At 40.8% G+C, this 24,537-nt stretch carries 14 protein-coding genes and 1 tRNA gene; 7 read left to right on the top strand and 8 right to left on the bottom strand.

Annotated elements, in window-relative coordinates; genetic code table 11:
• Positions 1–42 precede the first annotated feature (42 nt).
• Positions 43–3,732, bottom strand: a complete 3,690-nt coding sequence (gene purL, locus G0Q07_RS06840) for a phosphoribosylformylglycinamidine synthase (RefSeq protein WP_163345378.1) — start codon at positions 3,730–3,732, stop codon at positions 43–45.
• 185 nt (positions 3,733–3,917) lie between these two features.
• On the opposite strand from purL, the gene G0Q07_RS06835 reads away from it, so the two are divergent.
• From G0Q07_RS06835 to G0Q07_RS06805, 7 genes are all read left to right on the top strand, one after another.
• Entirely contained in the window at positions 3,918–4,247 is a 330-nt protein-coding gene (locus tag G0Q07_RS06835) for a hypothetical protein (RefSeq protein WP_163345377.1), read from the top strand.
• A 107-nt stretch (positions 4,248–4,354) separates the two neighbouring features.
• A tRNA-Leu gene (locus tag G0Q07_RS06830) sits at positions 4,355–4,443 on the top strand.
• A 373-nt stretch (positions 4,444–4,816) separates the two neighbouring features.
• Positions 4,817–5,404 carry an outer membrane beta-barrel protein gene (locus tag G0Q07_RS06825; RefSeq protein WP_163345376.1) on the top strand — a complete coding sequence of 196 codons (588 nt, stop codon included), beginning with the start codon at positions 4,817–4,819 and terminating at the stop codon, positions 5,402–5,404.
• 147 nt (positions 5,405–5,551) lie between these two features.
• Positions 5,552–6,427 (top strand): leucine-rich repeat domain-containing protein, encoded by an 876-nt coding sequence (locus G0Q07_RS06820; protein ID WP_163345375.1) that lies wholly within the window; start codon positions 5,552–5,554, stop codon positions 6,425–6,427.
• Positions 6,428–6,631: 204 nt separating this feature from the next.
• Positions 6,632–7,717 carry a sensor histidine kinase gene (locus tag G0Q07_RS06815; protein WP_163345374.1) on the top strand — a complete coding sequence of 362 codons (1,086 nt, stop codon included), beginning with the start codon at positions 6,632–6,634 and terminating at the stop codon, positions 7,715–7,717.
• A complete protein-coding gene (locus G0Q07_RS06810; RefSeq protein ID WP_163345373.1) occupies positions 7,698–8,453 on the top strand; it encodes a LytR/AlgR family response regulator transcription factor in 756 nt (251 codons plus the stop codon). Before G0Q07_RS06815 ends, G0Q07_RS06810 begins: the two co-directional genes overlap by 20 nt.
• Positions 8,454–8,809: 356 nt before the next feature.
• Positions 8,810–9,766 carry an alpha/beta fold hydrolase gene (locus G0Q07_RS06805; protein WP_163345372.1) on the top strand — a complete coding sequence of 319 codons (957 nt, stop codon included), beginning with the start codon at positions 8,810–8,812 and terminating at the stop codon, positions 9,764–9,766.
• Between the two features lie 54 nt (positions 9,767–9,820).
• Here G0Q07_RS06805 and G0Q07_RS06800 read toward each other — a convergent pair whose 3' ends face one another.
• From G0Q07_RS06800 to G0Q07_RS06770, 7 genes are all read right to left on the bottom strand, one after another.
• On the bottom strand, positions 9,821–12,661 hold the full coding sequence (locus tag G0Q07_RS06800; RefSeq protein WP_163345371.1) for a glycosyl hydrolase: 2,841 nt from the start codon (positions 12,659–12,661) through the stop codon (positions 9,821–9,823).
• A 97-nt stretch (positions 12,662–12,758) separates the two neighbouring features.
• Positions 12,759–13,877, bottom strand: coding sequence for a glycoside hydrolase family 88/105 protein (locus G0Q07_RS06795; RefSeq protein ID WP_163345370.1), 1,119 nt, complete (start codon positions 13,875–13,877; stop codon positions 12,759–12,761).
• A gap of 17 nt (positions 13,878–13,894) precedes the next feature.
• Entirely contained in the window at positions 13,895–15,391 is a 1,497-nt protein-coding gene (locus G0Q07_RS06790) for a rhamnogalacturonan acetylesterase (RefSeq protein WP_163345369.1), read from the bottom strand.
• 24 nt (positions 15,392–15,415) lie between these two features.
• The gene (locus tag G0Q07_RS06785; RefSeq protein ID WP_203532690.1) at positions 15,416–18,325 is read right to left on the bottom strand and encodes a glycoside hydrolase family 2 protein; all 2,910 of its coding nucleotides are present in this window, start codon (positions 18,323–18,325) and stop codon (positions 15,416–15,418) included.
• 10 nt (positions 18,326–18,335) lie between these two features.
• Positions 18,336–20,228, bottom strand: a complete 1,893-nt coding sequence (locus G0Q07_RS06780) for a glycoside hydrolase family 28 protein (protein WP_163345368.1) — start codon at positions 20,226–20,228, stop codon at positions 18,336–18,338.
• Between the two features lie 86 nt (positions 20,229–20,314).
• Positions 20,315–22,915, bottom strand: a complete 2,601-nt coding sequence (locus G0Q07_RS06775; RefSeq protein ID WP_203532689.1) for a glycoside hydrolase family 88 protein — start codon at positions 22,913–22,915, stop codon at positions 20,315–20,317.
• A gap of 319 nt (positions 22,916–23,234) precedes the next feature.
• Complete coding sequence (locus tag G0Q07_RS06770; protein ID WP_203532688.1) at positions 23,235–24,341, bottom strand: glycoside hydrolase family 88/105 protein; 1,107 nt, start codon at positions 24,339–24,341, stop codon at positions 23,235–23,237.
• Positions 24,342–24,537: the final 196 nt, after the last annotated feature.

The following is a 24,537-nucleotide window of genomic DNA, read 5'->3' as shown; positions in this document are numbered from 1 at the left end:
TTCTGAATAGAAAAGCGGCTTTTTTAGGTCTTAACCAATTATCTATTTTGTTTTCTCTTCAATCCAGTTTTTGGCATTTACAAAAGCCTGAATCCATGGTGCAACTTCATCTGCTTTTCTATCGGCAGGGTAATTTGCCCAAAGATGCGGTTTGAAAGCACGCTCCAGGTGAGGCATCATTACCAGGTGACGGCCATTGTCGGAACATAAGGAAGCGGCATTAAAATGCGATCCGTTTGGATTACCCGGATAACCTTCGTTGCTGTATTTCATCGGAATATTGTACTGATCTTCGTTAAACGGCAGGTAGAATTTACCTTCACCGTGTGCTACCCAAATACCCAGTTTCATTCCGGCCATATTCTCCAACATCACCGATTTGTTATTCTGGATATCAACATTCAGGAACGACGACTCGAATTTGCCCGATTCGTTATGCAACATTTTTGGTTGAATGCTATGCTCCGGATAAACAACTCCCAACTCCACCATTACCTGACAACCGTTACAAACACCTAAACTCAGCGTATCTTCGCGTTGGTAGAATTTCTCCAGAGCCACGCGTGCCTTTTCGTTGAATTTAAAAGCTCCGGCCCAGCCTTTTGCAGAACCAAGTACATCGGAGTTCGAAAAACCACCAACAAAAACAATCATATTCACGTCCTCCAGTGTTTCACGTCCTGCAATCAGGTCGGTCATGTGAACATCTTTCACATCCATACCGGCCAGGTACATAGCGTACGCCATTTCACGATCACCGTTAACACCTTTTTCGCGAATAATTGCAGCTTTAACACCCGATTCTGTGCGGCGTTTCAAGTCAATTCCCAAATCTGCAGCCCTACCTGAGAACTCTTTAAAGTTGAATTTTAAGGCCTGATCTTTATAATTTTTAAAACGTTCCAGCGCTTTTTCTTCTCCACTTTGTTTGCGGTCTAACAAATACGATGTTTTAAACCACATTTCGCGTAAGGAGTTAATATCAAAGTCGGCTTCAATAGTCCGGTTCATCACCCTCACTTTACGGTAAGGAACAGGGAAACCTAACGACATGAACTCAACTCCTGCTTCTGTCAGTTGCTTTTTCACCTCATCGTTATCAGCACACTGAATAACAATTCCGGGGTTCTCCGCCAACAATATTTTCGCCAGATCTTCTTCCTCAAAAGCAGTAACATCTACTTTCATTCCGCCTTTTACGTTGGCGAAACACATTTCAAGTAAAGTAGTGATCAAACCTCCCGAAGCCACATCGTGTCCGGCAAGAATAAGTTCCTGTTCGATAAGATCCTGAACTTTATTAAATGCCGTCACAAATTTTGCAGGATCTGCAACTGTTGGAGCAACTTTTCCGAGTTTATTGATCGACTGTGCAAAAGCACTTCCGCCCAGCGCACGTTCCATAAACGACAGGTCGATGTATAGAATCTCTTTGCTTTCGTCGTTCACCAATACCGGCTCAACAACTTTTTTCACATCGGTAACTTCGCCCGACGATGAAATGATAACCGTACCCGGTGCCAAAACCACATCGTCTTTGTATTTCTGTGTCATCGACATTGAGTCCTTTCCTGTCGGAATGTTTATTCCCAAGGCACAGGCAAAGTCGCTGGCTGCTTTTACTGCGTTGTAAATACGGGCATTTTCTCCCGGATTTTTAGCCGGCCACATCCAGTTGGCACTCAATGATACACTTTTGATTTTATCAGGCATTGGCGCCCAGATAATATTTGTCAGCGACTCGGCAATTGCAAGCACAGAACCTCTTTCAGCATCAACAAGTGCGGCTACCGGCGCGTTACCGATTGCTGTTGCCAATCCGGCTTTCCCCTGGTAGTCGAGTGTAATTACACCGCAGTTATTCAGTGGCAATTGCAATTCGCCGGCACATTGCTGTTTGGCAATTCGTCCGGTTACCGAGCGGTCAACCTTGTTGGTCAGCCAGTCTTTACTTGCCACCGACTCCAACTGAATGGTTTGCTCTACCAAATCGTATATTTCTTCCCAGTTGTATTCTAATTCGTCAAATTCAGGAACGATGGTTTCATCCTCCATAATTGTTTTCGGAGGATTTCCGAACATGTATCCCAACTGCCAGTCGATTGATTTTTCGCCGGTCGTTGAGTTTTCGAAAGTAAATTGCATGTCGCCTGTTGTTTCACCGATTTCGTAAATCGGTGCACGTTCGCGCTCAGCAATTTTACGAAGCAATTCAACATGTTCAGGCTTCATAACCAGTCCCATTCTTTCCTGCGACTCGTTACCAATAATTTCTTTTTGCGAAAGTGTTGGGTCTCCAACTGGTAATTTCGATGTATCGATTTTTCCTCCGGTTGTTTCAACCAACTCCGATAAACAGTTAAGGTGTCCACCTGCACCGTGGTCGTGAATTGAGATAATCGGATTATCATCGGCTTCACTCAATGCACGAATGGCATTGTAAGCTCTTTTCTGCATTTCGGGGTTGGCACGCTGCACGGCATTCAACTCGATGGCATTTTCAAACTCACCGGTTGCTACCGACGAAACAGCTCCACCGCCCATTCCAATGCGGTAGTTATCGCCACCAAGCAATACCACTTTATCGCCTTTTACCGGTTCGTCTTTCAGACTATCCTTTTTATTTCCAAAACCAATACCACCTGCAAGCATGATTACTTTATCGTAACCATATTTCACAAAGTCCTCGAAATGCTCGAAAGTAAGCAGTGATCCTGTAATAAGTGGCTGACCGAATTTGTTACCAAAATCGCTGGCACCGTTTGATGCTTTAATCAGAATTTCTTCAGGAGTCTGGTACAACCAATCACGTTCTTCGGTTGCCTGCTCCCACGAACGTTGTGCTTCGGTACGTGGATACGATGTCATATAAACCGCCGTTCCGGCAATTGGCAAAGCACCTTTTCCACCGGCAATACGGTCGCGAATCTCTCCACCTGTTCCGGTTGCTGCACCGTTAAAAGGCTCAACTGTTGTGGGGAAGTTATGTGTTTCGGCCTTTAATGAAAGAACCGTTTCAATATCTTTTACTTCAAAAAAGTCGGGTTTATCTTGTGTTTTCGGAGCAAACTGCTCAACAACCGGTCCCTGAACAAACGAACAGTTGTCTTTGTAAGCTGAAACAATTTTATTCGGATGCTCTTTCGATGTCTTTTTAATCATCTGGAATAACGACGATTCCATTTCTTTTCCATCAATAATAAAAACTCCGTTAAATATTTTGTGGCGACAGTGTTCCGAGTTTACCTGGGCAAAACCATAAACTTCGCCATCGGTAAGCGGGCGTCCCATTTCTTTCGACACCGAATTCAGGTATTGAATTTCGTCATCGCTTAAAGCCAATCCTTCCTGTTCGTTATACGCTGCAATATCTTCAATATTCAGAATCGGATCGGGTTCTTTGTCGATCGCAAAAACCTGTTGATCGAGCCCCTGATAAATAACCTGAAGCATCGGATCATGTTTTGCATTTTCATTTTCTACCTCGAAGAACTCCTCCATACGGCGGATACCTTCAATACCCATATTTTGGGTGATTTCAACGGCGTTGGTACTCCACGGAGTAAGCATTTCCTTACGTGGGCCAACAAACCAACCATCGATTTGCTGAGGTTTTAAACTTTTGGCTCCGGAAAATAACCATACCAGTTTTTCTGTATTTTCGTCGCCCAAGGGCTGTGCAGAATAAACTGCGATAATACTGTTACTTTGAGTTTTAAAGAATTGGATCATGTTGCAGCGAACTATTAATTTAAGAACATGTTGTATAACACGCTGCAAAGATAAAAAATAATCACTGGCATGATGGCTATGTTATAACAATAAGACAACCATTTTTTAACACCAAAAACGTTAAATAGGATTAAAAACGCAGCCAATTTAATTTTTCTGGTTTTCTTTAGGCAAAATTATAGTACATGAGAGCTTTATTATTTATTGTTGCTTTAGTTGTTATGGTGTCGTGCGGCTCGCAACGAATGCTGCAAAAAACATATATTGGCAAACCGTTGTCGGCAATGGAGAAGGAACTTGGTGAAGCAAAAACAGTTTTTAACAAAAAAAGCGGTGATGTTTACATTTTTGAAAAAGTTGAAATGCTGAAAAGTACCGAGATTAGCCAGCATAAACTTACGCTTGATCCGATGGTTACACCACAGGTGAGAAAAACATCGCATTACAAGGTAACCGTTGTTGATGATGTAATAACAAAGGTAGAATTAGAAGAAATCTACGAAAGAAACAAATAATAGCCTACCATTAAAACGATAAGCAGAAACGCACGGTAAAAAAACAAATCGAGTCTATCAGGTTTCAATAAATTTTATAGTTTTGCAGGCACGTTCAAAAAAATAATGCCCAGGTGGTGGAATTGGTAGACACGCAAGGTTGAGGGCCTTGTGGGAAAATTTTCCCGTGCAAGTTCGAGTCTTGTTCTGGGCACCAAACAGCTGATTTTCAACAATTTAATAGTCTTGATTATCAGCTTTTTAATTCTTATCCTCTCTCATAAATTCCTCCAAGTGGAAACATGATGGAAACACTTCCTGTTAATAATTCAAATAACTAATTCAAAAATATTCGTTGCAAACGACAGCTACACCCCTATTTTTCAATAGAGTTACTTTGAAAACTCATCCTCCTCTTGCTTAAAAAAACCAGTTCTAGAATAAGCGAATAGACAGAAAGCTTATTCACCGACTCAAAGTACAAATTCACAGGTTCAACCTTGAAAACGACCTGTTTAGCAGCTTATTATTTTAATACACACTGATGCTATTTACTTTTGAACCGACATTTAATTGAAAATTGAAAAGCAATGAAAACAAAAGTATTACTCTTAACAATTGTGCTTATTATCTTGTCACTATACAGCAGTGCACAGGAAAAAGAAAATCGCTGGGGATTTGAATTAAATAGTGGGGCATCGTTTGCAACCAGCAAATTAAATGATGCCGATTTAAATCCAGGATTTGGATTTGAAGGAGTCTTTCATTACCGGTTTTTACCGCACACCGGATTTTATGGTGGTTGGGGGTGGAACCTGTTTGGAGCTGACAACTCGTTTGCCGGGGCCGATGTTTGTTTTGAAGAAACAGGTTATATTCTTGGCCTACAGTTTAAACACCCATTGGGTAATTCACCTCTTTCGTATTATTTGAGAGCTGGTGGTTTATACAACCACATTGAAATTGAAAACTCGGATGGAAAAATAATTATGGATAGTGGTCATGGATTAGGTTGGCAACTTGCCGGTGGATTAGAATTTAACCTGGGGAGAAACTGGAGTTTAACACCCGGCGTAAAGTTTAATGCCTTAAACAGAGACGTCGAAAACGAAGGAGTAAATGTGCCATTGGAATTAAACTATGTTCAAGTTAGGTTCGGAATCCTCAAAAAATTCTAAGCCTGTTATTAGTTGGGGAACTCATAAATTTGGGTTCCCTTTTTCCCATTTTTGTGTAACTTCCATTTCGTATGTGCGTCAATCGTTTAGGTTTATATAGAAGACCTTAATTTTCTGTAAATTATTATTGCTAGTAATAGAATAAAGATGACTATTAACGAATTACATAAGAAATTATTAAATGCCTACACCGTTGAAAACCTTAATCGGATTTCGCTTACACTAATTGAGTTGTACAAAAACCAGCAATTTTCAATACTTAGAAAAATTGCAGAAATAATTAGCGACTCGGTGCAAATTGAAATTTCAACGCAAGGAAAGGGATTTTCAAAGTTTATGATGCTTTATCATCCTGACCGCTGTTCCCTTCAGGTAAATGAAATTAACCAACTTGCCGAACAAAGCAATTACGAAAAACTGCTGGGCTTTTCACATATTTTGCTTCTTGCCCGCATTGATGAAATTGCCAGTTCTTTAAACAGTTACGAAGACGTTGATTATTCGCCCGTTTACGAGTGGGATTTTAGTTCAAAAGGATTTACTGTTGTGGATAATTTGGAAGAAAAAGAATCATATAATACAGCCACGGAAGGATGTAATTTTTACACAGCAATTAAAAAAAGGGTATTCGAGAATATGGACATTGATTTTCCATTTTATTACCTCGAAGATATGGATGAATTAGAATTGTCATCGTCAGCAATAGATAATCTGAAAGGTGCCGAATATTGTATTCACGTGAAGAATTTTGATTTATCTGACAATTTCATTTCTGATTTGGACCCTTTATCAGCACTTTCGTTTTTAGAAGAGTTAAATGTTTCTGATAACCAAGTGGAGAATATTGATGCATTGAGTAATTTGGTCGGGTTAAAAAACTTGTACTTATCCAATAATAATATCAGAGATTTGTCGCCACTTTTTGAATTAGAAAATCTGGAATTTGCTGATGTTATTGGGAACAACATTGACCAAAATCAAATACAGGAGTTATTAAGTATGGGCGTCAATGTTGACTATTAAATTCAGAGATACTACAAATCCAACCTGTCAATTTTCAAAAAGCGGTTAACTAATAATTGTAAAAATGGATAAATACTTCCAGTTCCGAATTATGGGAAAAGTAATTTATTTTAAATATTGCACCGAGAAAGAGATTCAATATAATCTTTTGAAAATGGAAGAACAATGTGTTTTGTCGTATATTTAATGCTTTAAAATTTGTGTATGTTCCTTCAGAAAATTCATCGGTTTTTTTCGTTTAAACGCTTGTTTGTATTCCTCCTTATTTTCGTTATTGGAATACAATTAATTGTGATTTCTTATAATCATTATAGTGGATATTATTCGCTGGATGGTTTAGAACACTTTCTTATACGAATGTTTAGAGGAACACTGCTTAGTTTGATAGCCGGCTTTTTAATTGCATACCCCGACTTATTTGTAATTTACCATTTGAATAAGAAATTCCCATGGGGTAGAAAAATAATTCCAAGAATAACGATAGAATTAATCGCAGCCCTTTCAATTGCCGTAATAATTTCAATTGTGGTTACCATGTTTGCGCATTCAATGAAACCATACAAACATGAATTGAGTAATGTATTATTTAATAATGCGCTTATTTATGCTGTGGTTAATCTCTTTATTATTTCCTTTTTTGAAGGTTGGATTTCGTACGTAGAGAGTAAACAAGCCAAACAAATGGCAGATACCTTAAAAGATGAATTATCGCAAATAAAATTTGAAGTTCTTAAAAGCCAGATAAATCCACATTTTATGTTTAACAGCCTAAATGTGCTTTCAGGATTAATAAACAAAGACGTTTCCAAAGCGCAACAATTTATTGACGAATTTTCGATGATTTACAGGTATGTATTAGAAACGATAGAACAACCGGTTACTACATTGGAAAAAGAACTCGAATTTATGCGGTCGTACCTTTTTCTCCAGCAAATTCGTTACGGCGAAAATCTCACTTATTCGGTAAATGTTTCGGCTGAGTTGTTGAATTGGTTTCTTCCCCCTTTATCGTTACAGGTAGTTCTGGAAAATGCAATGAAACACAACATTATTAACGAAGCGAAACCTTTGCACATTGATATTAAGGATGACAATTTTTCATTAATCGTAAGAAACAATATTCAACCAAAAATTTCGAAAGGAATTTCAACTGGATTAGGATTAAAAAACCTTTCAAAACGATATGCACTTATTGGTAAGCTTGAACCCGAATTTAAAGTAGAGACAAACCATTATGTAGCAAAACTTCCACTATTAAAGCCAGAAAACGATGAACATTCTAATAATTGAAGACGAAATTTTTGCCGCTGATAAGCTCGAACAAATGTTACTGGAAATAAATCCATCAGTAAATGTTGTGGGGAAACTGGGTTCAATAAACGAATCGATAAAATGGTTTTTAAATCACACCTGCGATCTCATTTTTCTGGATATTCAGCTTTCGGACGGGATTAGTTTTAGCATTTTTGAACAAGTAACTATAAATACACCCGTTATTTTTACAACAGCCTACGACCAATATGCCATAAAAGCCTTTCAAGTAAATAGTATCGCCTACTTGTTAAAACCCATCAGGAAAAGTGAACTGGTTGAAAGCCTGAATAAATTTCATAATTTAAAATCTGCTTTTAGCATCGACTTTGAATCTTTACTGACAAATATACAAGGCAAGGAATCAGGATTTAAAAAGCGGTTCCTGATTCAAATTGGAGATAAGATAACAAAAGTTGAAGTAGCAGAAGTATCCTATTTTTTTGTTCAGGAGAAAGGAACTTACCTGCGAACTTTCGAAGGAAAAACCTATCCGGTTGAATACACGCTAGATAAACTGGAGAGCATGTTAAATCCAGTATCGTTTTTTAGAATTAACCGAAAATATCTGGTAAATATAAATTCCATATCAAAGATGGTTGCTTATTCCCGTGGCCGGGTAAAACTAAATTTGAAACCAAAAGCTGAAGATGAATTTGATACGATTGTTAGTATCGACCGTTCCGCTAACTTCAAAAAGTGGCTGAATAGTTAATTCTTTCTTCTGTTTCGTTAAAAAGTATATTTCTAATGCTTATCGTTCAACCCGGTTTATGCATTAAAACTTCGTGATGAGCATTTAAAATACAACCTACCTGCCCTTTAGGCAAGGTAAAACAAGAGCTTACTGAAACTAGGCATAGTACCGTTATAGTGAGTTGAAGAAAGTTAGTGAAACGACTTGTTTTGAAGTAGTTTCAACGCAGAATAGATTTGTTTTATGCATAATGCGGGTTTAACCTCAAAAACGGCTCTTTTATACTCTAATTATACACGCTCGTAATTCCTTAATTTATTTAATGGTGTGCACAAAATAACTTTGTTCTTATAACAAATTCAAATAAAATATAAATGAAAAATTTGGTATCCACATCATTGTTTTTTATCCTTCTTATAGCAACAAACGTTGCAGGGGCAAACGATAAACTCAATAACCAAGAATGTTTTTTTACGTTGAATGGCATTGAACACTATGTAAAGATTTCCGGTGCTGAAAACAAAACGACACCAATCATTATTGTGCATGGCGGCCCAGGAGGAAACAATTATAATTTCGAAAAAACTATTGGCCCCCATTTGGAAAAATTTGCACCTGTTGTTTATTACGATCAGAGAGGATGCGGCAGAAGCAAAGCAGCCAAAGACACCAATGATTATACTATTACAACACTTATTAGCGATTTGGATTGTTTAAGGGAAAGTCTTGGATTAGAAGAAATGACTTTGCTGGGGTATTCGTTTGGAGCAGAATTGTCGTTACGGTATACAAAAGCGCACCCAAAACGCGTAAAGCAATTAATAATTTCCAGTCCGGCAGAACTTTCAACATCCGTTTTTTTAGTTCAACTACAGGGCTTTTATTCCATTGCCAATCAACATCTGCGACACGAAATTGAAGAAATTCTCAAACAAGATAAATCGGTAAAAGAAAAATTCCTTTCCATATGGAATATAGTTCCTCAATCAGTTGTCGACAGTTTTCTGTTTGTAAATCAATACATTGCAAACCTAAATCGCAAAATGTGGGAAGAAAGTAAATTGCCTAGCGAAGGTACGGTTCATTTTCAAAATGTGATTTTCGAAAACAGCAAAGGCGATTTACTGGAATCGGTAAGAGGCCTGGATACGGAGTGCCTGATTATTTCCGGAATCTTTGATAAAAATGGTGGATTTCAAACCGGAATTGAGTTAAATAAGGTATTGACAAATAGCAACCTTTTACTTTATGAAAAAAGTGCCCATTTCCCTGATATGGAAGAATCGGAAAGGTTTGCAAACGATGTAAAGAAATTTGTTCTGCGAAATTAATTGGAATTAAAAATTTTCCATCAAATTATAAATAAAATGACTAATGCTTCGCGTTTAAAGATCGGTCTCAGAAACCGGTGACAAACTTACCGGTCCAACCAATCCCGATTTCAGTGGTTCCCAGTTAACTGCCGTAAAAAGCCCGTCGGGGCCAACGTTTTCACGTTTATTGGCGGCAAAGTTAATGTTATAGAACTTCTTGTAATTTTCTCCGCTTTTATCCATACTGATAATCCGGTTGGCCATCAGGTTCGAGACTTTCACCTCCAGTTCATTTGTTGGTTTCAAACTTTCGGTACTAATTGTGATCTGAAATACCGGACCGAGTAAAGTACCCAGTTTTTCTCCGTTCATATAAACTGTGGCAGATTCATGAACTTCACCTAAATCAAGGATATAGGCGGGTGCATCGCCTTCAGGTTTTTCGAACGTTGTTTTATAACTCGCCGTTCCTGAAAACTTCTGCAATTCATCCGATTGTTCTGTCCACGATGTAAGTTTGGTAGTTATATACGTTTCCGGTAATGTTGGTCCTCCTTTTTCAAACGAAACTGTCCACTCTCCTTCCACAACATACTTTTGATTCTGCTCTTCCCAAACCGGATAATCTTCCAAATCAACATCACTTTTATAGAATTGCAGAATCATACTTTCTCCCGGTTTAAGTTGTACATAAACCTGTGATTTGGATTTGTCAGAATTTTTCAATTTTGCTTTGCCAGATGCGCGATTCATGGGATTATACCAAACAGCTTCCGTTGCCGGTCTTTGCAATGTCACCCACTCATCAATAGTTTGGTCGCCCCAGTTACTGATAAAATAGCAAACACCATCTTCGCGACTCACCCGGTTAAACCACAAGCCTTTACCAGCTAATTCTTCCGGATAAACCTGTACCTTTTGTAACATCATGTCAAGTTCATCACCAAGCAATATTTCTCCTTTACCGATTTGTGCACTCGATAAGTTTTCTTGTTTTTCAAATTCCAGCGAAGAAGTCAGTTCGTGGTATTTTTTCTGGCGGTTTTCTAAATCGAACATTCCCGAAACACTGGCGGGTAAGTGATCTTCAAAAACTATTTTTGCACCATTCTCAGCCAGTTGAATAAGTTTCTCCATTGTTGCCAACGGAATGTATTGGGTTGTAGGAACCACTATCGTTTTATAGTTTGCTCCGGGTGCTTTTATCTGATCATCCTCAACTTGTAGCTGTTTAATTTGCTTGTCGGAGATATAATCAAAAGTATAGCCTTTGTCCAATAAGAACTCACTAATGTCTTTTGTTAAATCCTCTCTTGATGCGCCAAAATGACGAAGCATTTCACGTCCTCTTTCCGACCAGGCATCGTAAATCGGGAAATAAAGTAAAATATCGTTGTCGGGTGTTGAATTTTGCATGAATGACTGACAATTGGCCACATAATCATTCAGCGCTTTCATATCGGGCCACAGGCTGTTTGTGGGCGCAAAATGAACGGCTGCATAAAACATCCAGCCCGGCCATTCGGCATCCTGCGGCGAATAAGGCGTTCCGTGATATACAATATGATTGACACCATGTGACAGGTAACGATCGAAGTTCTGCTTGGCGTCAGCCAGATTCGCCCTGAAATGTTCGTCAAGCCAGGTGGCTGCCTCACAGGCAATCAGTGGTTTTCCGGAAACATGCCCGGCCGAAGTAGCCATTTTTATCCGCATTGGGTTGGTGCCTTCGGTTTCCGGAATATGACTAGCTGCATACAAATCGAGAATATTTGCCGGCGAACCGTGTGCCTGATTCCGGATTATTGCCCCGTGCGCTTCAGACCAATCGGCCCAAACTACGGTAAATTTTTCCAATAATAAATCAGAAATGGTTTCGCGGTAATCGCATAGCACCCGGGCGTTGGTATCTTCCGTGTCATTACCAAACAATGCCGGTAGTTGGGTCCTCAAATCGTAACCGCGACGGGCTTCAAATTCTTCAAAAAACTGAGGTGTCCAGTCGGCCTGGCCAGATGCATCATCCACTTCGTATGAATCGTTAAAGAATGCTCGTAATCCCGATATATCAACATTTCCAGCATGATCATCAAAGTCCTTTAAAAATGTTCTTGTCGCTTCTTCTGAGAAATGATCGATCACATTTCCTTCTCCCCCTTCACCGGCGCGCTCTACCATTTTACCGTGCCAGCCTTCAAACAAAGCGTACAATTGCCAGTTGCCTTCGGGTGCTTCCCAGTTTAATGTGCCGTCTTCTCCAACTTTATCTGTCAGATCAAGAACTTCATCATTTTCACCGTATGCCATTAGCGTTTGCAGGGGCAGTGGTTTTTCAAAACGAACCTGATCCAGCGCCAGTTCCCGCAAATTAGTATTACTGCTGATCGGAAATTTGACCTCGGAAATATCAACCTGATGCCCCACGGCACGAACCAGAGGTTGCTGAATAAGTTTAATTTTCTCATTTAAACTTTCGCCACCATTTAATGAGTATGTTTTAAACTTAATGTTCTTACTTGCATTATCAGCCTGAATCCAGGGACCGCCAAAAGGCCAGCCGGAAGCATTGGCCAGATCGATGCCTAGATCAAGTCGTTCTCCTTCCTTCAAGGTAAATTCAAGGGCTTTCATCCACTCCTCCCGCTGAAACTTCAGGGCTTTGTTTTCGTGCCCTTTCACCCCGTAAATAGGAGTGATTTCCAGCCCACCAAATCCGGCTTCCTGCAATTCTTCCATATTGGCAGTTAAATCTTTAGGATTCACAGCGCTGTCGTGCCACCACCAGCGTGTCCATGGTTTGGTTTCTGCAGTTATTTCAGGCCATTCAGCTGAAGCCTCCTTTTGAGCAGAATCGGTACAAGACTGACTTATAAAAAGAAATGCGAAAAGGATAAGTAGATGAGTTCGTTTCATTCTATTAAAATTTGTCGGTTTTCAATGGTTTAATGTGTAACTCGCGGCGGTTTAGTTATATACTTTGGTGTAACTATTCAAGCTACTCATTTCAAAACTATTTTAATTTATAAACTTCAGAACCTACCAATAAAAAACACCCCAAACCATAATCTTCAAAATCGGGTTTACTGGTATAAGTAACAGGTTGACCGTCTTTCGGCTCTTTTCCTGTGCCTTGTACATAGCCCAAAAAGCCGTTTTCGTGAACGGCCTGTTCGGCCATAGCATTCCAGCCTTTTACAATTGCCGGCATATATTTTTTCTCTTTCAATATCCCATTATTTACTCCCCATGCCATACCATATACAAACAATGCTGTGCCGGTGGTTTCCTTGCCTCCAAAGTGGTTAGGATCGTGCAAGCTTACATTCCAGAAACCATCTTCGCGCTGAAGTGGTAAAATAGCCTTCATCATTTCTTTGTATGTTTTCAAATATTCTTTTTGGTGCGGGTCATCTTCAGGCAAAATATCCATTACACGAACCAGTGCGGCTACCACCCAGCCATTACCACGACTCCAGTAGCAATCCTCGCCATTAGGTTCTTTGTAGGGCGGCAGAAAATCGGCATCGCGCCACCACAATCCGTCCTTTTTGTTGTACAAGCCCTGCGTTATTTTTGTATTCCTATACATTTCGTACATTCTTTCCGAATATTCATCATCTTCGGTAATGACAGCCAGTTTTGCAAATATGGGCATAGCCATTTGCAGGGCATCAATCCAGTCCCAATCATCTATTTTATCGGTTTTCATCATCAGATCAATCGATGCCTTGATATCTTTCATCCGTTCCGACTGAGGATCCATTTTATACAAATCAAGATAAGTCTGACCCGCACAATGATTATCGGCATGACGTGTTTTGTAGCCGTTACGTAAACCCCAATCGTGCGACTCGCCCCATTCAATGGCATATTGCTTGTATTCTGGTTCCGGTTTTATCCCATAGAGTGCCATTAAACCTTCGTAATAAACGGCGCGTGTCCAAAGGTTACTCGGACGCTCCCTGTTGGTAATTACGTTTACTCCCGGATCGGGCCATTTTTTCATCAGGTACTCATTCGTTAACTCCATTTTTTCAAGCACTTCCTCTTTTGAAGGAAGTTTCTGAGCTTGCAGTCCTGCTGATAGCAACAGTAAGCAAACAATCAATATTGAGGCTTCTATTCTCATTTTTCTATCCTTTATTACTATTTCAAATATCTTCTTAGCAAACATGATCGAAGCTTTCCGATTTCTTCTGCTAGTGTTTTTGCATTAAACCGTGCTCCATTAGCATTGGTATGAGTATGATCTCCGGGGAAAAACGCATCAACTTTCTGCGGTCCCATTATCTCGTATTTATCAGCAATGGTATTGTTTAAATCAATAAAAAACGCATCGTTTAGTTGTGCTGATTCTTTGGCCCAGCCACCATAACTATCGTCAACACGTGCTACTTTTCCAACTTCCCATATGTTTCGTGGAATCATGGAAAGCACAATTACAGAGACACCCTTTTCTTTGGCCTGAGTGATGTACGTTTTCATGTACCAACCATAGGTATGCACGGTTTCAGGAATAGAATCGTGTCTCAGAATATCCTGTGTTTCATCTCCTATTCCTTTAAGCGAGCCCCGGTATTTTGGTTGATCGATATGACCGCCATCGTTATGACCAAACTGAATGAGCAGGAAATCGCCGGAACTCAGTTGACTGAGCACTTCGTCCCAAAGTCCTTCGTAAATGTAGGTGCGGCTGCTTCTGCCACCCCGTGCCCTGTTGATCACTTCAATCCGGCTGGTATCCATAAAAGCCCACAGTTCGCGCCCCCAACCAACAATACTATCGTTTCCATTGGCCACGGTTGAATCGCCAATAATGAGCACTTTCTTTTTAACCGGGAAATCAATTTTAGGATCATCCAGTAAATAATTCCTGAGTTTACATTTTTTCAGTTCTTTCAGTCCCTCTGCAATCAGGGAGGCGGCCAAAACTGCTCCTTTTGCTGAAGTGTGGGTATGGTCGCGACTAAAAAACAATATTTCAGTCACATTTTCTTCACCTCGTTTTTCCATTTCCGAGGCCATTTTTTCATTCAGATCGATGAAAAAAGCACCTTCTTCTTCGGCCACTTTTTTTGCCCATCCGCCATAGGATTCCTTATTGCGCGGAACCTTACCGTTGTTCCAGTCGTTTCGTGGAATAGGTGACATGACAACCGGAATTGCTCCTTTCGCTTTTGTTTCGCGAATATACTGGCGCATATACCAACCATAGGAATGTACAGTTTCATGTTTACCGGTAAGCAGGTTATCAATCTCTTCGGATTCATTGCCAATACCTTTAATGGTGCCACGTGCACGGATTGTATCGTTAACAGCACCGGCATCGTTGTGCCCAAATTGCATCAATACATAATCGCCGGGTTTTAGTTGATCGAGAACGGGCTGCCATAGTCCTTTATCGCGGTAAGTTCGACTGCTGGTTCCACCCAGCGCATGATTTTCAAGACTTACTTTGCTTGTATCGAAATACTGAACAAGAGGGTCGCCCCAACCCCATAAACCACCGGCTCCGTCGCCTTGTCCGTTTTTAACGGTTGAATCGCCTATGGTATAAATTGTCGGCTTTTGGTTTTCATCTTTCATTTTTATACAGCCAATAGCCAGTATGAATACAAACAGTATACTCGCAATTCTTTTCATTCTATTAATCGATTTTTGGGATTTCTACTGTAGCAATCCAAAATAAAAATACAAGGTTCGTTTTACGGGTTCTTCCATCACATTTAGTTTCCCTTCAGGACCGAGATTCCAGGTATCATTGCTGATTCCCATGGCGAGTTTTGTTCCAATTGGCGGAATTCCATCGAGGAAAGAAATGTTTCCAAGAGGTAGCTCCGGGTAATTTTTTGGCCCCGAGATTCCATAGAAATCAAACAAACGAACAAACAGGTCGTCTTGCTGGACAACAACCGTAAATTTGCCATAAACGGTATTAAATTCCATCCACGATACGTCAGCAAAATAGCCTTTAAACTGTGGATAATCCCAGGTATTTGTTCCCGGCAATACATTGTTATAAAGCCGTTCAAACACATCCAAACGCCCGCCTTTCAAACGGTTTTTCCATACATGCGAAGGTCCTTTACCCAGCCATTTGGCGCTGATTACATCCGACTCCGGAAAATCAAAACTGATACCGGTGAAATACTGTTCGCCTTCCACCTGGTATTCGTAATCCATCTGCAGCCAGCCGCTGTTATACATTGTCCATTTAATGAATTTCAAATCACCTTCATACAAGAATTCGAGTTTGTAGCCGTCGTCGTTTTTCGTCGTTTTAATATCAACTACTTTCGATTCGCCACTCACCAATACCGGCCCGTTATTTAGTGGAATTGGCAATCCAAAATCGTTGGAAATAGTAAGAATGGTACCGTTCTCTTTACTAAAAGTAACACCTATTCCCGAAGATTTTAAGGAAATACTTTTTTCATCTTCCTTTAGTTCAACAGTTGCACTAACATTTTCGTCGCCCTCTTTGGCGCTAATTGGTAAAATATTGTCTTCTTCAACTCCCTGAGCTTTCAACTTTTTCAGTTGCTCTTTCTCTTCTGCCGAAAGACTTTTCTCTACCAAACCAAGAACCTGGTTGGTGTTTTCGTTGGTTTTCCAGCTCCAGCAGAAAATTTCTTCACCTGCAGGATCGAATGCTCTCAAATAAAGTACATCGTAATTCTTGTAATTGTCGGGAAGTTCTACCTTCAATTCCCCTTTTTGTGTTGGTGCAACATCAGGACTTTGTACCCTGCCATTTTTCATAACTTTGTGTCCGGCACCCCTTTGTTGTGGCCAACTGAACGAAACCAGTTCCCAGTTAAATTGCACTTTATTCAGATTGGTAAAATGATAACGATTTTCCAGTTCTATCGTTCCGTTAAAATCTTCCGGAAGTTTTTCCATGAAGATTTTAACAGGTGAATAAATCTCACGCATGGCATAATAACTGCCTTCCTTTTCGCGATGCGGTCCCAGAATTCCATCGGGTGCATTTACCCGGTTCACATCAATTTTTCCACCCAAATCGGTACGCACAATTCCTTCGTCAGAAAATACCCAGGTAAAACCACCTGCTGATCGTTCGGAGTACCAGAAAAGTTCCCAAAAGTCGCTTAATCCGGCGGCACCCCCACCATCGTCCTGCGAGTGTAAAAACTCGGTGGGCAGGTAAATCAGACCTTCATCCAATATTTTTTTCGAGCTGTAATAGTTTTCGTAGTGATTACAATCAATTCCGTTATAATCATTTCCGGGGCGATGATGTGCGTGAATCACCGGTCGGTTTGAAGGATCATAAATGGCATAATCATTATCCAGATCCGTGTTGGTTCCACCTTCGTTTCCGTTGCTCCAGAAAATTATTGAAGGATGATTTACATCTCGGATGACCAATTCGCGAACCAGCTTTTCACCCGATTCGGTATCGTAGGCATTTTGCCAGCCGGCCAGTTCATCCAACACATACAATCCCAGCGAATCGCAGTAGTCAAGAAATGCCTGATCGGGTGGATAGTGCGCACAACGAACCGAATTCATGTTCATTTCCTTCATCAGTTTTACATCCTGAAGATCGAGTGAAGGATTAACACAGCGACCCGTTTCGGGCCAAAAAACATGGCGATTAACGCCTTTCAATTTTATTTTAACACCATTCAGGTAAATGCCGTCGCCCTGACGTATTTCGATGGTTCGGAAACCAAATTTTTGTGTCAGTTCATAAACCGCGTCACCCCCGTTTTTAAGCTGAACTTTTGCGGTATATAGATTTGGAGTTTCTGCGGTCCATCGTTTTGGTGCATTTACATCACACGACAACTGCACCAGCGAATCGCCTTTATTTACTGTAGTTTCGCAACGTTGAACTACATTTCCTTCTGCATCAATAATTTCTGTACTAATACTTTGTTTATCAGTGATACCGAGGGGAAAAACATCCATTTCAAAAGTTCCGTCAGATTCAGCATTAATTGCTACCCTGTCAATACTTTCCTGAGGAGAAGCTTCGAGATAAACCGGGCGAAAAATTCCGCCAAAAATCCAGTAATCGGCATAACGCTCAGCACGGTTTACCGAATGATTCGCTGACCATTTATCGACCTTAACTTCCAGCTGGTTTGTTTCGCCGAATTTTAGTTTATCCGAAATATCGTAGCGGAAACGGTAAAACGATCCCTGATGAACCGGACCAGCCAATTCGCTATTAATTTTCACTTCGGTATCGGTCATCGATCCTTCAAAAACAATAAAAACAGTTTTTTCCTTCCAATCTCCGGGTACATCAAAATTGTATCGGTACAACCCACTTTCTTGTGAATACCTGAATTTTTTACCATAAGTACGATAATCGCGGCCATAATCGTAGTTGCCAAAACCCTGTTGTTCCCAATGCGACGGCACTTCGATGGTAGACCACTGGCCGCTATTTCTGCCGGCAGTACAGTAAAACTCCCATGTTTCAGTGTTTTCATTGTCGGTACCCGACAGGTATTTTACCTGCCTCGTTTCGGGTTGTGCCTGACTGCTAACTGCCAGGATTAAAAAAAGCAGTACGGTTAGAAATGGTTGAATTCTATTCATTATTTTGGTTTTATTCTATGTCTAATGTGAACGATTTTCCTTTCTTTTCAATATTTATTTGCCGGCGATCACTATCATATTCCCATTGATCTGCCTCGTTGATATCTTCGGGCTCCTCATCGTGGTTAACAATAAAAGTATATTGATGCTCTTTCTGACCTGTTATTTCAAGAGTAGTTCCGTTATTTTTAACAGCCACCTCGACCGGCGTGTAATAAAAACCATCTCCAAGCGGTTCGTAGTAACTCAAAACCGCATCTTCGGCTTTTAAAATATACACTTTTATATTTTCTGAGAACTCAGTTGTATCGCCATCAACAAGCGCCTGGTTGGCCGTTGGATTAACAGGAATTATAACTACATCGGCATTGGGGTTGATATTCCTGATTTGCTGATCTAGGGTTAGTTCCTTCTTTTCTTCCGGTTGCGGCTGTTCAATTCTTACGATCTCCGGTTGCTCAATGTTTTCAGAATTTTCCAACTCAACAGGCTTGCCTGAAACCGTTTTCAACAATACATTTTCCATAGTCCAGTTGCTGGCGTACGTTAGTTTCCCGCTTTCTTTGGCTTCAACAGAAACATCCTTAAAGTGAATATCGTGAATTGGTTTTTCGGGATAGGCATTGGCATAAAAAGCCCGTTCTGCCTTTTCCACTTTAATATTGCTCAGTGTAATATTTCTGAATTCGGGAATGCCTTTTTCAGCCGGTTCTACACGCTGACTTAACACCCGCCATCGGTCTTTTATTTCTTCTTCAGGAATATTATCGGGAATGGTGCAATAACTGTATTCCGGGTACCAGTTCAATTCGAAATGAAAAGGATTGGCCACATCTATCATTTTTATATCGTGAAAATGAATATTCTCAATTAATCCACCCCGTACTTTTGCCGACTTAAAACGAATACCAATGTTGGTTCCGATGGCCTCTAATCCGTAAACTTCAATATTTCGCATGCCTCCGGAAGTTTCACTTCCTAAGGTGATCAGCCCGTGACCTGAACGTGTGATACAATTTCGGTAAACAATATTCTCGGCCGGGCGATTAACGCGTAAACCATCGGCATCTTTCCCGGCTTTTATGCACAGGTTATCGTCGTTGCAATCGATGTCGCAATTTTCAACCAGAATATCTTTTGATGAGTCGGTGTTTATGCCATCGGAGCTGGGTCCGTGGCCACCAATATTGTTGCGTACAACTACCCCGTCAACATGAACCCGGGTACTGTAGGTGAGCGAAACGGTCCAGAAACCGGCCCGTTTTACAGTGAAATCTTTCAACAACACATCTTCCGATTCCCACACCACTACCGGACGTACACGTTCGCAATCGTAATCAACGGCCCAGCGAATACCTTTTTCTTTGTATTCGCCCCACATTCCACCAGTGTATCTCGGGTCGCCCCAAAATTTATCCCACCAGTATTTTCCATTGCCGTCTATCACCCCTTTTCCGGTAATGCGCACGTTGCTTTCATCGTAAACGTTAATAAGCGCTGCAGGCCATTTCATTTCAATTCCGGCAATTCGTGTCCATAAACGCGGGTAATGACTGTTATCCTGAATCGCCTGAATAATTGCACCTTCACTGATGTTCAACTCCACATTCGATTTCACAAAAAGCGCTCCCGACAAATAAGTTCCTGCCGGAAAGGTGACTTTACCACCGCCTGCTTCGGCAGCGGCATCAATGGTTTTCTGAATGGCTTCGGTTGCCAGTGTTTTCCCATCGGCAACGGCACCGTAATCGGCTACATTAAATTCGGTTCCCGGAACAGTGGCAAAAGAATCGTTGTAAAAAATTTCTTCCAGTCGTTGTACCAACTCGCTTTTCTTTTCCTGGGTACAGGAAAACAGGAGAGTGCTGAGCAGTATGGAAAGAATCAGGTTGTATTGTTTCATCTGTTCTAAATTTTCCGGGTTCTATAAATTATTTAAAATTTGAGAACAGATGTAAGTGCTCCGCTCTCAACTAAGTTCTATTTTTTCTAGTTTCCATCTGGCTTAAGTAACTCCAACGAAGGGCTGTCGGGCCAAAAGAATCCTGCAAACGCATCAGGTGCTGACGGATCATAACTTCCAAAATCATCTACGATATACGCTGCCAAATCCATGTCCTGATCCATTATTCCCTGCACTACACATTTTGCCAGTTCGTAGGCCCCATAGGGATTGAAATGCGTATTATCGGCCAACGCTTTTCTTTGGTTAGGGAAACTATTAGCCGGGTAATGTACAAACGCTTTTGTTGAATTTTCAACGCCAAGTGTCTCGTAAAATTCTTTGCTCATGGCATTCAAATCAATCAGCGGAACATTTTCTTCCCTGGCTAGTTGCCGCATGGCATCCGGGTATTCTTCAAGCGTATTTACAATTTTTCCTTCTTCATCGAACTTACGCCTGTTTGTTGAAGTAACCAAAACCGGTTTTCCACCCTTCTTTCTGGCTTCATTCATAAAATAGCGCAACTCGTCCTGGTACGTTGTAAAAGGTTCAACATGGCTACTTCCCGGTTTTTGATCGTTGTGTGCAAATTCCAAAAACAGATAGTCGCCGGGTTTCATCACGCTTAGTATTTTTTTCAGACGATTTTCTGCTCTGAATGCTTTCAAAGTCTCACCTGATTCAGCAAAATTGGCCACCACAATTTCCGGTTTAAGAAAACGAGGAAACATCTGTCCCCACGATGCCCAGGGTTCATTTTCCTGATCGGTAACCGTTGAGTTGCCGGCCAGAAAAATTACAGGGAAATCATCGGCTTTTTGAATTTCAATCGATCGAACTGATGGATTTTTACCGTTGAACTCAAGAGTCAGACTTTTATCCCAGTTTTTATAGGGCAACTCCCGCGATTTAAGTCGTATACTTTCTGTTGGATTAATTTGGGGCGAACGCACATCAACAAGAATGGATTTGGTAACAACATCACCTTTCTTTATTTCAACATTTTCAAGCATCAATCTTCGCGATTCGGCCTTTACTGTTGTGGCTGATTTCTTGTCAGTATTACCCAATTCGAGGGTGATTTTGTAGCGCCCCTCCGGCACATCAATTTGGAAATAAAACGGTGCATCTGAACTTAGTCCGTCATTTGACGCTACATCTTCACCCTTTTCACTGAACGCTTTTACCTCGCCAAATGGAATTATTCCAAATCCGGCTTCTTCAGCATATATTGTGCGGTCGGTAACCTGAGAAAAGCCCTCTTTTGCTTTTTCATTTCCAAAATCAAATTTCCACGATTGAGGTTCGTTTTCTTCGTACAACATGTTTGCACTGTCGTTGATGCGAATATCGTGTGTTTTTACCAGTTCTATCATTTCGGCACCTGCCAGTACAACAGGACCATAACCGTGTGCTGCAAAAACGTTAATCGGCCGGTAATAATAAAATGCCGGATCAAAACCCATTCCGGTTCCTACGCAAGTTCCTTCCACCTGACCTGCGTCGTTTACCTTGCTTGCCACAGCATTCCATGCCAGACAAACCATCGGACCATAAACTTTTGCGTCAACATATCCCCGGTTAATTGCACGGGCAATTGAATATGTATAAATGGCTGTTGCCGAAGTTTCCAGGTAAGTATCGTTTCTATCAATTAGCTGATGCCAAAAACCGGTTCCATGCTGGTAGTTGGCTAAACCACGAATATGGCGTTGTAACAATTCCAGAACCTGATCGCGGCCCTGATGATTTTCCGGCAAAACTTCCAATAATTCAACCAAAGTCATTACCGCCCAGCCGTTGGCTCGTGCCCAGTGAAACTGCGGATGTTCATCCATTTCCTGAATCCAGCCGTGCATAAAAAGGCCTTTTTCGTAGTTAAACATTCGTTTTGAAAACTGCAATACTTGTTTTACGGCATCATCAAAATATTTTGTATCGCCACTGTAACTTCCCATTTGAGCCAGGGCCGGAATGCTCATAAACAGATCGTCGAGCCAAATGGAATTGGGTTGCGGCCTGTTGCGGGCAAGGGTTTCATCTTGCAGGCGGAATTGTTTATTACTGATATAATCGATGTAGTTATTAATGATCCAATCCAGGTTTTCTACCTCGCGGGATTTGGTAGCTTTGATCATAGCTGCACAAATTGCACCACAATCATCCAGAGCATGTGGATGCAGCGAACGATACAGTTGAAACTTTGTGTCCGGATTTTTCTCTTCGAAATCAGCAAAAGCGTCAAGAGACTTAGACAGGAATTTTAATCGCTCGAAAGTATAAGCAGCATATTTTTCATCGCCGGTATTCTTCGTTGCCAATAACATACCGGCATAAGTAACACCCCACTCGTAACTGTTCAGGCGAAAATCGCCCGGTTTCATGATACTATTCTGATCTACTTTCGTCAAATCGCTAATCAGTTCTCCAGATTCTTTATCGACCAGTTGAGCAGGTGTAACCTCATCAAGGTAATTGTAAACCCGCGACAATACCTGTTCAATGTCCTTAGTTTCAGGTGCTCCGTAGGCATGCGGATAATCAGGCTGCATGAGGTGGAGGGGAGTTGTTACATCGTTGACTTGCGCTTTTCCTGCAAATCCAACCATGAATAAAAGGATGACGATAAAGAGTCTTTGTATCATAATTTATTGGTTAATTGTTCGGTTTAAAAAAAGGTCTCGCTAAGCTGAAAACCAATGGTTGCTACACTATTAGACCTTATAAAAGAATCAGGTACCTATTCAATTCTCACTAAACGTTTCAATTGGTCTAAAAAAAAGATGACTTTTCCTCATCAAAGGCAAAGAGAATTCTAAAGAACACTATTCCAGGATTAACAGGTCATATTTAACTCGTTGCGATTGCTGAGAAAAAGCCATATCAAATTGAATTGGAAATATTTACAGGTATTTGCAGAAACTTATCGGTGCAGCATCTATTTACCCGCTCATCCTTTAAAATCTACTCATCTAGTTTTATCACTTCGCTGCCGGCAAGTAAAAATGCGCCTGTTCCGTATACTTCCCAACTATCGGCTACAAAGTTTTTTCGCGGATCGGCACCAATAGGTTGACACCAACCAACATGTCCGTCGGGCTGAATCAGACCGTTCAATCCTACCCATGCCTTTTCAACTGCCGGCAAATAGGTTTCTTTATCCAGAATGCCATTATTAATTCCCCATGCCAAAGCGTAGCAGAAAAATCCTGAGCCACTAGCTTCTCCTCCCGGATACGAATCCGGATCGAGCAAACTGGAGCGCCACAATCCATCTTCCTGCTGTAGCGATACAATTTTGGCAGCCATCTCCTTATAATTCTTGATATAAAAATCGCGGTTCGGATAGTCTTTTGGCAATTCAGACAATACGCGAACCAAACCGCCCATTACCCAACCGTTTCCTCTCGACCAGAAAATCTTCTTCCCGTTAGCTTCCCGCTTTTCTTCAATTCCGGGTTCGTTCCATTTGTAGCTCATATCGCGTGCATACAAATGATGTTCTTTGTCATAAAGCAAGTCGTAAGTTTCTTTCCAGAGTTTATCCGACAGTTTCAGGTACTTATCTTCGTCCAGAGTAATTCCCAGCTTTACAAACGCCGGAGGTGCCATAAACAGCGCGTCGCACCACCACCAGGTTTTTTCGAAAATACCATCGGCTTCGTAAGGCGTTGCTATAAACTTGTCCATTGTTTCAACGAAAGGTTCAATCATTTTCTTTTCGCCCGAAACCCTGTACATGTCGATATAGGTTTGGCAAATCACATGGTCGTCGGCATGATGCAGACGCGGGCCGGGTTTCCAGTCGTTGGCCTCTCCCATTTCGTACATTGCGTTCCAGATCTTTTTCGAGCCGATTGTTTCATAAGCTGCAAACACCCCGGCATAAAAAGCACCGTTAGTCCAGTCATATAATTCGTGCTTTGGATTTTCTAACTGCCAGTCCAAAGCTTTCTTCATCGTTTTCTTAATGTAACGATCTTTAAAAAGTTTTTCGTTCCCCGATTTCTGTGCCACAACTGATCCGCTTAGCAGAAAAGTGGCCAATAAAATAAATATTGATTTATACATAGCTATTTAAGTTTGCTACAAATCTATGCAATCGATTGCAATTTACAAAATACAATTGCTATCTTCTTTAGGAATTATGATCATGAGCACTTTGATTTTTTAAAAATAATGCTTTAGTTAACTATAAATAAACTTTGACCTGGACTTCTAAAGTGGTTTACATCCGATAATGGGGTAGTGCTCATTTTTGTTTGGG

The sequence above is a fragment of the Draconibacterium halophilum genome (assembly GCF_010448835.1).
Classification (GTDB): domain Bacteria; phylum Bacteroidota; class Bacteroidia; order Bacteroidales; family Prolixibacteraceae; genus Draconibacterium; species Draconibacterium halophilum.
Note: the sequence above shows the minus strand (reverse complement) of the source record. Positions and strands in the feature narration are given on the sequence as shown.